Below are 11,396 nucleotides of genomic sequence, written 5' to 3'. Positions count from 1 at the left end.
GCCGCCCCGTGCCGCCGCGGCCGGCGTCCCGCCGCTGATCCGCGTCTCGGCCGAGGCCCGGCGGGAGGGCGACGCCTGGCGCGCCGAGGCACGCATCGGCCTCGACGAGGTCGCCTTCGCCGACCTGCCGCACTACTGGCCCGAGGGCGTTGCGCGGAACGCGCGCCACTGGGTGGCCGAGAACGTCACCGCCGGCCGCGTGCGCAACGGCGCGTGGCGCGTCGCGGCGGAACTCGACCCCGCTACAGGCGCGCTGCGGCTCACGGGCTTCGACGGCACCGCGGAGGCGGAGGACGCCACCATCCATTGGCTGCGCCCTGTCCCGCCAGCCGAAGGCGCACGCGCCCGTGCGGGCTTTGCGCTCGATTCGATCACCCTCGACGTCACGCGGGGGCAGCAGTCGGGTACCGGGATCGCGATCCGGGAGGGCCGGGTCCGCTTCGGCCTCGACACCGATCCCGAGACGGTGGACATGACCTTCCTGGTCGATGGTCCGCTGCCCGATGTCTGGACGTTGCTCCGCCATCCGCGGCTGCATCTGTTCGATCGGCGGCCGCCGCCCATCGCCTCGCTGACGGGAACGCTGCGGGAGGCGCGGCTGCAGATCGGCTTCCCACTGCTTGCGGACATCCCCTTCGAGATCGTGCGCATCAATGCCGCCGGGCGCGGGACGGATGTGCGCATCCCGCGCCTGCTCTTCGGGCGTGACCTCGAGCGCGGGGCCATCGAGTTCACCGTCGACCCGGACGGTATCCGCACGAACGGCACCGCGATGCTTGCCGGCATCCCGCTGCGCATCCAGCAGGAAGCCGATTTCCGCCCGGGCCCGGCGAACCAGGTGGTGTCGCGGGAGACGGTGACGGCGCGCGCCGAGGTGCGGCAGATCGCCGGCCTGGTCTTCGACCCGAGGCCCTTCGCGGACGGGCCCGTCGGGCTCGAGATCCGCAACGAGACGCGCCGCAACGGCCAGGGCCGCGTCGCGCTGCGCGCCGACCTGACCCAGGCGCGGCTGGCCGTGGATGCCCTCGCCTGGGCCAAACCGCCCGGCATCGCCGCGAACGGGGAGGCGACCTTCCTCCTGCAGAACGGCGCGCTGACCGCGATCGACGGCATCCGCGTGGACGGGAACGAGATCGCGGTGCGCGCCCGCGCGAGCCAGATGCGCAACAGCGAGCCCCAGCGCATCGAGATCCAGCAGGGCCATCTCGGCCGCAATCGCTTCACCGCCGCCCTGACGCCACCGCAGGGGCGCGGCGGCAACTGGAGCATCGGGCTGGAGGGCGCGGTGCTCGACCTCGCGCCGGTGCTCACGGCACCCGCCTCGGCGCCTGCGGCAAGCGGGGACGGCACCGCGCCCGGCGTGGCGATCGATCTCCGCTTCGAGCGCATGCTGCTGGGCGAGGACAGGTCGCTGGCCGGCGTCGCCGGCTCCGCGCGGGTGGATGGCGTGGGGGTGGTGCAGGCGGCGGAACTGCGCGGGCGGGTCGCTGGCGGGGGATCGCTCGACCTGCGCATCGCGCCGGAGGGTCCGCGTCGCCGCGTGCGCATCGAGAGCGACGACGGCGGGGCGCTGCTGCGCGCCTTCGGCGTCCTGCGCACGGTGCAGGGCGGGCGGCTGCGCGTCGATGCGTTCTATCCGCATTCGCGCCCGGGCGCGCCGCTTTCCGGCACGGCGGAACTCGAGGAATTCGTGCTGCGCGACGCGCCCGCCTTCGGAAAGCTGCTGCAGGCCCTCTCGGTCTACGGCGTCTTCGAGGCGCTGTCGGGCCAGGGGCTGAACTTCGCGAGCCTGACCGCGCCGTTCACCCTGACGCGGGAGGCGCTCGTGCTCGACGAGGCGCGCGCCTTCTCGGCCTCCCTTGGCGTCACGGCCAAGGGGCGCATCGACCGGCTGCGCGAGTCCATCGACATGGAGGGCACCATCGTGCCGGCCTATGTCTTCAACTCGCTGCTCGGCCGGTTGCCGATCCTGGGGCGGCTGTTCAGCCCGGAGCGCGGCGGCGGCCTCTTCGCCGCGACCTATCGCATACGCGGTCCGTTGTCGGACCCCGCGGTGTCGGTGAACCCGCTGGCGGCGCTGACGCCCGGCTTCCTGCGCGGCATCTTCGGCCTGGGACAGGAAGGCGCGGCCGGCGGGCCGCCGGAACCGGCAAGGTAGGGTGACGCGCCGGCTTCACGGGCCTAGCCTTCCCACGAGATGCAGCAACGGGAGCCGGGCATGATCGTGAAGACCGACGAAGAGCAGGCGCTGATCGCCGCCGCGAAGCGCGTGCTGCCGGGTGGCACCTTCGGGAATTTCGGCGCCGACATCGTCATCCGCGAAGGGCGCGGCGGGCATGTCACGGATGTCTCGGGCAACGAGTATATCGACTACCTGCTCGGCAGCGGGCCGATGTTCATCGGCCACGGTCACCCCGCGGTGACGGAGGCGGTACTCGCGCAGGTGCCGAAGGGAACCACCTTCTTCACCAACAACGAGCACGGCATCCGCCTGGCGGAAAAGATCGCCGATGCGGTGCCCTGCGCCGAGCAGGTGCGCTTCGTCTCGACGGGGACCGAGGCCGATCTCTACGCGATGCGCCTCGCCCGCGCGTACCGCAAGCGCCCGAAGATCGTGAAGTTCGAGGGTGGCTACCACGGCATGAGCGACTGGGGGCTGATGTCCCTCGCCCCCAGGCGGCTGGCGAACTTCCCCGAGGCCGTGCCCGACAGCCCCGGCATCCCCGACGCCGTACGCGCCGAGGTTCTGGTTGCCCCCTTCAACGACATCGAGGCCGCGGTGCGGCTGATCGAGGCACGGGCCGAGGAGATCGGCGGCGTCATCCTCGAACCCTTCCAGCGGCTGATCCCACCCGCGCCAGGTTTCCTTCAGGCGATCCGCGACGTCACGGCACGGCTCGGCATCCCGCTGATCTTCGACGAGGTCGTGACCGGCTTCCGCTTCGCCTATGGCGGCGCGCAGGCGCTCTACGGCGTGACGCCGGACATCTGCACGCTCGGCAAGATCATCGGCGGCGGCTTCCCGCTCGCCGCGGTGGCGGGCAAGGCCGAGATCATGAAGCACTTCGACCGCGCCGCGGTGGACGAAGACGGCTTCCTGACCCAGATCGGCACGCTCTCCGGCAATCCGGTCGCGGCGGTTGCGGGGCTCGCGACGCTCGAGGTGCTGCGCGCGCCCGGCACCTACGACGCGGTCTTCGCCACCGGGAGGTCGCTGATGGATGGCCTTTCGAAGCTGATCGCCGAGGCGGGCATCCCCGCGCAGATCCTCGGCGAGCCGGTGCTCTTCGACGTGGTCTATGCCGAGGGCCAGCTGCGTGACTACCGCGCCCTGCTGCGCCAGGACGCCGCGATGCAGAAGCACGTCAACGGCGTGCTGCGGCAGGAAGGCATCCTGAAGGGGGACAGCAAGTACTACCTGTCCACGGCGCATACGGCGGCCGACATCGCGCGCACGCTGGAAGCGTTCCGCGCGGCGCTCGCCTCCCTGCCATCGTCCCGCAAGGTCGCCTGAGCCGCGGCCGGGGCACGCCGCGTCAGCGCGTGCCCCACATGCGATCCCCGGCATCGCCGAGGCCGGGGCGGATGTAGTGGTGGTCGTCCAGTTGCCGGTCGATTGCCGCCGTCCAGACCGGCACGTCGGGGTGGTGGGCGTGGAAGTGCTCGAGCCCTTCCGGCACCGCCAGCAGGCTGACGAAGCGGATCTCCTTGCAGCCACGCGCCTTGAAGCGGTCCACCGCCGCCACCGCGGAATGGCCGGTGGCGAACATGGGGTCGAGCAGCAGCACGAGGCGCTCCTCCACGTCGGGCGGCGCCTTGAAGTAGTATTCCACCGCCTGCAGCGTCACCGGATCCCGATAGAGGCCGATATGCGCGACGCGCGCCGCGGGCACCAGCGCCAGCATGCCGTCGAGCATGCCGAGCCCCGCGCGCAGCACCGGCGCTAGCACCAGTTTCCGGCCGGAGATGCGCGGCGCCATCATCGGTTCGAGCGGCGTCTCGATCGGCGTCTGTTCGAGCGGCAGGTCACGCGTGACCTCGTAGCAGAGCAGCATGGCGATCTCGCCGAGCAGGCGGCGGAAATCACTGGAGGGGCAGGACGCCTCCCGCATCAGGGTCAGCTTGTGCTGCACCAGCGGGTGGGTGACGTGATGGACCTGCCCCGTCATGCGCGGCCTCGTCCCGCCATGGCCACCGTCACTCCCGTCGTCGTCGCGTCCCGCATGTCGCCCATCCGTTCGCTCTCGGCGCTGTTTGGCCCGAAGCGCCCGGTGCCGCCAAGGGGCCTGGAGGAATATCAATTCAGGATTGATAGTCACTGATTACAAATCTACCGTACGCGTCATGCCCGATACCGCCCTGCTGCCTGATATCGTGCTGCGTCCGGCGCCCGGCCCAGGCCGGGTGGTGGTGGTCGGACTTGGCTATGTCGGCCGGCCGCTCGCGCTGGAGGCCGCCGCTTCGGGGTTCGAAGTCACGGGCTTCGACCTTGACCTGGCGGCGGTCGAGGCGGCAGCCGCCGCCTGGCGGGACGCGCCGCCCGCCCCGGGGGCCGGCGCGCTTTGCGCCACTGCCGATTCCCGCTGCCTGCCGCCGGCGGAGATCTGGCTCGTCTGCGTGCCGACGCCGCTCGACGCGGCAGGTCGGCCGGACCTCGCGGCAGTGGCGGCGGCGCTCGAGACCTGCCGCGCGCATATCCCCCGCGGCGGGTTGGCCTGCCTGGTCTCCACCTGCCAGCCGGGCGCGACCAACGGGCTCTGCCGCCGCGTGCTGGAGCGCGACGGCTGGCAGGTCGGGCGCGACGTCTTCCTGGCTGTCTCTCCCGAGCGGGAGAACCCGGGCGATGCCGCGCTCGGCCCGCGGCGCATTCCGCGCCTGCTCGGCGCGCCGGATGCGGCCTCGCTCGCCCGTGCCCGGGCCTTCTGGGAGCGCGTGGCCGATCGCGTGGTGCCGGTCTCCAGCCCCGAGGTCGCGGAATGCGCGAAGCTGCTGGAGAACACCTACCGCTTGGTGAACGTCGCGCTCATGGACGAGCTGCACCGCGGCTTCGCCGCCCTTGGCGTACCGACGCGGGAGGTGGTGGCGGCGGCCGCGACCAAGCCCTTCGGCTTCTCCCCCTTCTGGCCCGGCCTTGGCGCCGGCGGTCACTGCATACCCGTCGATCCTGCCTACCTGCGGATGGAGGCGAAGCGTGCCGGCGCCACGTTCCCGCTGGTCGATGCGGCGCTCGCGGCCAACCAGGCGCGGCCGGCCCGGGTGCTGACGGCCATGGCCCAGGCTTTCGGCGGCAGCCTGGTCGGGCGGCGCATCCTGGTGGCCGGTGTCACCTACAAGCCTGACGTTGCCGACCTGCGGGGCGCGGCGCCAGTGGCGCTGCTGCAGGGGCTGCTGGCCCTCGGGGCGCAGGCCGCCTGGTGGGACCCATTGCTGCCGGCCGAGCCGCAGGAACTAGCGGGCCTGCCGCGGGCCGCGGACCCGTCCGGCCGGGGCTGGGCAGATCCTGAGGCGATCGTCCTGGGCGCGCCGCATCGCGCACTGGACCTCGGCGGCCTTGCTGCGCTGGCGCCGATCGTGTTCGACCCCTTCGGCCTGGTGCCCGCGGATGCAGAGGGTCGCGTCCGCGTGGTGTGAGGCTCAGCGCCGCGCGGGGATGACGGGCGCCTCCCAGGCGGCGCGGGGAGTGCGCTTGATACGAGATCGTAAGGTAGCATAGCCTGAAAATTCAGGCAGGGCGCAGTGGACGCATCCGAACGTCGCCGCCCGCGCGAGACATTGCGCCAGGGGATGCCTGCCGCATTGGCCCTTGGGTGCAACTCCGTCAGCCGGCGCTTCCTGGTCCGCGTCCGAGACGGTGAGGATGGCGCGGCATGAAGTTCCTGAAGGCCCCGCTCGAGGGCCCCCACATCATCGAACCCGAGCGGCGCGAGGACCATCGCGGCTTCCTCGCGCGGCTGTTCTGCGAGCGCGAGTTCGCCGCGGCCGGGCTCGAGGGGCGCTTCGTGCAGATCAACAACTCGACCAGCCTGCGCAAGGGCATCGTGCGCGGCCTGCATTACCAGGCGCCCCCGCATTCCGAGGTGAAGGTGATGCGGGTGATCCGCGGCGCGATCTTCGACGTGGTCGTCGATGTGCGGCTGGGCTCGCCGACCTTCGGCCGCTGGTTCGGCGCGGAGCTCAGCGCCGGGAACCGGCTGATGATGTATTCGCCGCGCGGCTTCGCCCACGGCTTCATGTCCCTCACGGACGACGTCGAGGTGATCTACCTCACGAGCAGTTCCTACGCGCCGGGGTCGGAACGCGGCGTGCGGTTCGACGACCCCGGGGTCGGCGTTGCCTGGCCGGCGCCGCCTCTCGAAGTGTCGGACAAGGACCGCTCCTGGCCCGACCTCGATCCGGCGACGCATGGCGTGGTGATCGAGGGTGGAGCGTGACTCTCGTCCTCATCGGGGCCGGGGGTTTCCTCGGCTCGCATCTCGCGGCGCATCTCGCCGGGAGGGGGGAGGCGGTCCTGCCGCTGAGCTACCGCCCCGAACGGCACCGCGCCTTCCTCGACGCCTTCCTCGACATGATCCGCGCGGGGCCGCCCTCGGCCGTGCTCTATGCCGGCGGTTCGCAGAACGGGCGCGACGACGCGGTGGCGCTCGAGGAACTGAGCCTGTCGAACGTCGTGCTGCCCGCCGCGATCGCGGCCCTGCTCCGCGACCACGCGCCGGAATGCTGCCTCGTGACCTACGGCACATCCTGGCAGACCGGCGAGCAGGGTGTGGAGGAACCGTTCAACGCCTATGCCGCCTCCAAGACGGCGGCGGAGGCCTTCCTGCGGCATTTCGCGCTCGACGGCGTGCGATCCGCGACGCTGCGGCTCTACGACACCTACGGCCCGGGCGACCGACGCAACAAGGTGGTGAACCTGATCGCCGACGCGATCGCGCGGCGGAGCGACCTGGCGATGTCGTCCGGCGGGCAGGTGATCGAACTCGTGCATGTGCGCGACGTGCTCGCGGCGACCGATGCGACGCTCGCCGAACTGCGGCAGGGTCCGCCCGGCCGGCACCTGGTCTATGCCGTTCGCTCGGGGCAGCCGCTGCGCATCCTCGACGTGCTGGCGACGATGCTGCGCGTCGCGGGGCTCGAGAAGGCGGAGTTCATCCGTCCGGGCGTCTATCCCTACCGGCGGCGGGAGCGGTTCGCGCTCTTCCCCGACACGCCGACGCCGCCGGGCTGGCGGCCCGTCGTCCCGCTGGAGGCAGGGCTGCGCGAACTGATCGAGGAAAGGCGGAGGATCGCCGGGGCGGCCGGCGCCCCGCGCGCGAGCGACCCTGCGGCAATGGGCTGAGCCCGGCCCCTTGCGCCGCGTTGCCCCGCCGGGGCGGGCCGATACGCCCCGGGCACCGTGCCAGGCCTGCGAGGTTCGCCTCCGGAACCGGCCGCCGTGGCTGGAACTCGAGCCGCCGCCCACTCCGTGCCGAGTGCCGGAGAAAAGGGGCCCACCGCGGCTGGCGGCGTTGGCCCGGATCCGCCTAGGCCGAAAAGAAAAGCATCGTACAAAATTTAAGACGATATAGATAGTATTGACACAAGAAAGATTTTGACACGACAGCCGCTGGCTCCTTAAATGGAGTGCGGCTTGTGAATGCTGCCGTCGATACAACCAATGATTGTTGTTGTGGTCATCTCTGCGGTCGTGTAGTCGCCGCGCGGGCCGGCGACTCGCGCATTCCGATCGCAACTGCGGCGCAACAATGAACTCCTCGTTGTATCGATCGCGAATCGGGACGCTTCGCTGAAGGTGTAACGAACTCGCGCAGGCGGAAGGATGGGGCCGAGACACATGTCGAAGGGTCGCTCGCGTTGCGCGGACCTTGCCCAGGCTCATCGCGCGCAGGAGATGCGCGCCGGGGAGAATAAGCCATGGCCCTGACGGCCTACGCGACGGCGGGCTGGACGTTCTTCGATTCAGCCGATTTCGGCGGCCACTACGCCGCTTCCGATCCCACCATCGTTCTCGACGGTGGGCTCTACAGGATGTTCTACACGGAAGGGCTCAACGACGGTGCGGCCGTCCGGCCCGCCATTGCGGAGGCGATTTCACTCGACGGCGTAACCTGGACGCAACTCGGCGGCAACGGCACCAGCGGCATCGTCCTCGAGGGCGACGGGGCCGCCAATGCGAACCTCGAAGGCGCCTGCATCTTCAAGGTCGGTGGCACCTTCGTCCTGCTCTATTCCGGCTATGCGGACGCCGGCCTTCCGGTCAACGGTTTCCCGGCCCGGCTCTATGCCGCCACCTCGACCGACGGCATCACCTTCACTCCGGCCTCCGCGAGCCCGGTGCTGGCGCCGACCGCCGGCTGGTACGACAACGATGCGGTGTACAGCCCGACGGTGATCGCCACCGGCAGCGGCTACCTGATGCTCTACGCCGGCCATTCCTACACGGACGGCCCGGCCGGTGGCCCGAGCGGCGTCTCGCTGCTGGCGGCCACTTCGACCGACGGCATCACGTGGACCAAGGGTGCCGCCCCCGTCCTGGTCGCGAATCCCGCGATCCCCTGGATGTCGGACGGCGTCGCCGAGCCCTCGCTCGTCCAGGGGCCGGACGGCAAGTTCTACCTCTTCTTCACCGGCCTTGACGGCGCTGACCGCGTCATCGGCATCGCCGTCGCGTCCGACCCGCTCGGCCCCTGGGAGATCGCCCCGCAGCCCATCATCACGGCCGCCGGGCAGGGCCTCGCGGCCGGCAGCACCGTGATCGCGCCGCATGCCGAACTGGTCAGCGGCGTGCTGCGGCTCTGGTACACCGAGGTGTCGCCGGATGGCACACACTCGATCGCCTATGCGGAATCCGACTGGGGCGGCGGCTCCAGCGGAGCGATCGGCGGGCCGCGGCAGTGGGTCGGAACCGACCTCGCCGACGTCATCAAGGGCGGCGCCGCCGATGACATCGTGACCTCGGCGGGGGGTGACGACCTCGTCGTCACCGACGGCGGGAACGACACCATCGATGCCGGCGCCGGCCGCGACGAGGTCTGGGCCGGCGATGGCGCCGACAGCATCCTCGGCGGCATCGGGGACGACCTCATCTTCGGCGGTGCCGGCGCGAACACGATCGATGGCGGCGACGGCGCCGACATGATCGCCGGCGATGCCGATGCTGACCGGCTGTACGGCGGCGGCGGCGACGACACGATCGACGGTGGCGACGGCGCGGACACGATCGACGCCGGAGACGGCAACGATGAGGTCTGGGCCGGGGACGGCACGGACAGCGTGCTGGGCGGCAATGGCGACGACGCGCTGTACGGCGGCAGCCTCTCCAATACCCTGGACGGCGGCGCGGGCGCCGATCTCGTCGTCGGCGAGACCGCCGCGGACCGGCTGCTCGGCGGCACGGGCAACGACACCATCTACGGCGGCGACGGCGCCGACACCATCGATGCCGGCGCCGACGCCGACGAGGTCTGGGCCGGCACCGGCAACGACAGCATCGTCGGTGGCGCGGGGAACGACCAACTCTTCGGCGAGGGCGGCTCGAACACGATCGACGGCGGCGACGGGGCCGACCTGCTCGTCGGCGACACCGGCTCGGACCGGCTGCTCGGCGGCATCGGGGACGACACCATCTACGGCGCCGACGGGGCCGACATCGCCTTCGGCGGCGACGGGAACGACGTGCTGGAGGGTGGCGGCGGCAACGACACGCTCGACGGCGGCAACGGCGCGGACGCGCTGTACTCCGGCGAGGACGATGGCGGATCCTCGGCGAATTCCCTCATCGGCGGCGCTGGCAACGACCTGCTCGTCGGCTTCTCGGGGGCGGATACGCTCGACGGCGGGGCGGACAATGACACGCTCGAAGGCGGGGCGGGCAACGACCGGCTGGTCGGCGGCGGCGGCACCGATGTCCTGTCGGGGGGCGACGACGCAGACACCCTGGTCGGCGGCGCGCTCGCCGATGTTCTCGACGGCGGCCTCGGCACGGACACCGCCGACTATTCGCAGTCCGCCGCGGTGACCGTTGCCCTGGATGGCTCGCTGGGCGGGACCGGTGATGCGGCTGGCGACATCTTCATCTCGGTCGAGAACCTGATCGGGTCGGCGGCCGGATCGGATCTGCTGGTCGGCGACGCGGCGGGGAATCGGATCGAGGGGCTGGGCGGCAATGACACGCTCGACGGCGGTGCCGGCGGGGACGTGCTGGTGGGCGGTGCAGGGAATGACCTCTACATCGTGGACGGCACCGGCGACACGGTCATCGAACTGGCGAACGGCGGCACCGACACGGCGCGGACCTCGGCGAGCTACACGCTCGCGGCCAATGTCGAGAACCTTGCGGTGCAGGCGGGTGTCTCCACCGGGCTTTGGCTTGCCGGCAACACGCTGAACAACATCATCGCGGGCGGCGTCGGCAACGACACGCTCGACGGCGGCGTGGGCGCGGACAGCATGACCGGCGGGGCCGGGAACGATGTCTACATCGTCGATCAGGCCGGCGACCGCGTGACGGAGGCAGCGGGAGGCGGCTCGGACATCGTCTTCACATCGATCTCCCTGGCGCTGGTCGCCAATGTCGAGAACCTCGGCGTGCTGACGGGAACGACGGCGAACCTGGCGCTGACCGGCAACGGCGTGGCGAACTTCATCACCGGCGGCCTGGGCAATGATACGCTCGACGGCGCCGCCGGCGCGGACACGCTCGTCGGCGGGGCGGGCAACGACGTCTACGTCGTCGACAATGCCGGCGACGTCGTCACGGAGCAGGCTTCGGCCGGAGCCGACACGGTGCGCACGACGGTCGGGTACACGCTCGGGGCCAATCTCGAAAACCTCGCCGCGGCGGCGGGCGTGACCGCCAGCCTCACGCTGAGGGGCAACACGCTCGACAACGTCATCACGGGCGGCGGCGGCAACGACCTGATCGCCGGCGGCGGCGGCAACGACACCTTCGTGGGCGCGCTCGGCAACGACACGCTCAATGGCGGTGCGGGCAACGACTCCCTCTCGGGCGGGCTGGGCAACGACCGGTTGTTCGGCGACCTCGGTCGCGACGCCTTCGTGTTCGACACCGCGCTTAACGCGACGACGAATGTGGACCGGATCGTCGGGTTCTCCGCGGTGGACGACACGGTCCATCTGGAGAACGCGGTCTTCACCGGCCTGGGCGCCGCGACCGGCACGCTCGCCGCCGCTGCCTTCCGCGGCGGCGCGGGTGTGACTGCCGCGGCCAGCGCGGCGGAGCGCATCCTCTACAACACCACGACCGGCGACCTTTACTACGACGCGGACGGCGCCGGCGGTGCCGCCGCCGTTCGCTTCGCCATCATCGACAACAAGGCGGCGCTGACTGCGGCCGACTTCATGGTGATCTGAGCGGAAGTCCCCGCCGGAAAGAGGGG

Annotated in this window: 7 protein-coding genes; 6 read left to right on the top strand and 1 reads right to left on the bottom strand. The window is 71.2% G+C overall.

The window, feature by feature from the left end; all coding sequences use genetic code 11:
- A partial coding sequence (locus GXW76_RS17765) for a YhdP family protein (RefSeq protein WP_211863437.1) occupies positions 1-2,158 on the top strand: 2,158 nt, incomplete at its 5' end.
- A gap of 60 nt (positions 2,159-2,218) precedes the next feature.
- Positions 2,219-3,514, top strand: a complete 1,296-nt coding sequence (locus GXW76_RS17760) for an aspartate aminotransferase family protein (RefSeq protein ID WP_211863436.1) — start codon at positions 2,219-2,221, stop codon at positions 3,512-3,514.
- Between the two features lie 22 nt (positions 3,515-3,536).
- Here the strand turns inward: GXW76_RS17760 and upp are convergent, their stop codons facing one another.
- The gene (upp, locus tag GXW76_RS17755; RefSeq protein ID WP_211863435.1) at positions 3,537-4,169 is read right to left on the bottom strand and encodes a uracil phosphoribosyltransferase; all 633 of its coding nucleotides are present in this window, start codon (positions 4,167-4,169) and stop codon (positions 3,537-3,539) included.
- A gap of 175 nt (positions 4,170-4,344) precedes the next feature.
- Between upp and GXW76_RS17750 the strand changes: the two genes are divergently transcribed.
- The 4 genes from GXW76_RS17750 (at position 4,345) to GXW76_RS17735 (ending at position 11,370) form a co-directional block, all read left to right on the top strand.
- Positions 4,345-5,631, top strand: coding sequence for a nucleotide sugar dehydrogenase (locus GXW76_RS17750; protein WP_211863434.1), 1,287 nt, complete (start codon positions 4,345-4,347; stop codon positions 5,629-5,631).
- Positions 5,632-5,867: 236 nt separating this feature from the next.
- Positions 5,868-6,431 (top strand): dTDP-4-dehydrorhamnose 3,5-epimerase, encoded by a 564-nt coding sequence (rfbC, locus tag GXW76_RS17745; protein ID WP_211863433.1) that lies wholly within the window; start codon positions 5,868-5,870, stop codon positions 6,429-6,431.
- Positions 6,428-7,336, top strand: coding sequence for an NAD-dependent epimerase/dehydratase family protein (locus GXW76_RS17740; RefSeq protein WP_211863432.1), 909 nt, complete (start codon positions 6,428-6,430; stop codon positions 7,334-7,336). The genes rfbC and GXW76_RS17740 overlap by 4 nt, the downstream gene beginning before the upstream one ends.
- A gap of 575 nt (positions 7,337-7,911) precedes the next feature.
- Complete coding sequence (locus GXW76_RS17735) at positions 7,912-11,370, top strand: hypothetical protein (RefSeq protein ID WP_211863431.1); 3,459 nt, start codon at positions 7,912-7,914, stop codon at positions 11,368-11,370.
- Positions 11,371-11,396: the final 26 nt, after the last annotated feature.

This window comes from Neoroseomonas soli (assembly GCF_018129065.1).
GTDB lineage: Bacteria > Pseudomonadota > Alphaproteobacteria > Acetobacterales > Acetobacteraceae > Neoroseomonas > Neoroseomonas soli.
This window is presented reverse-complemented; position numbering and strand designations above follow the sequence as displayed.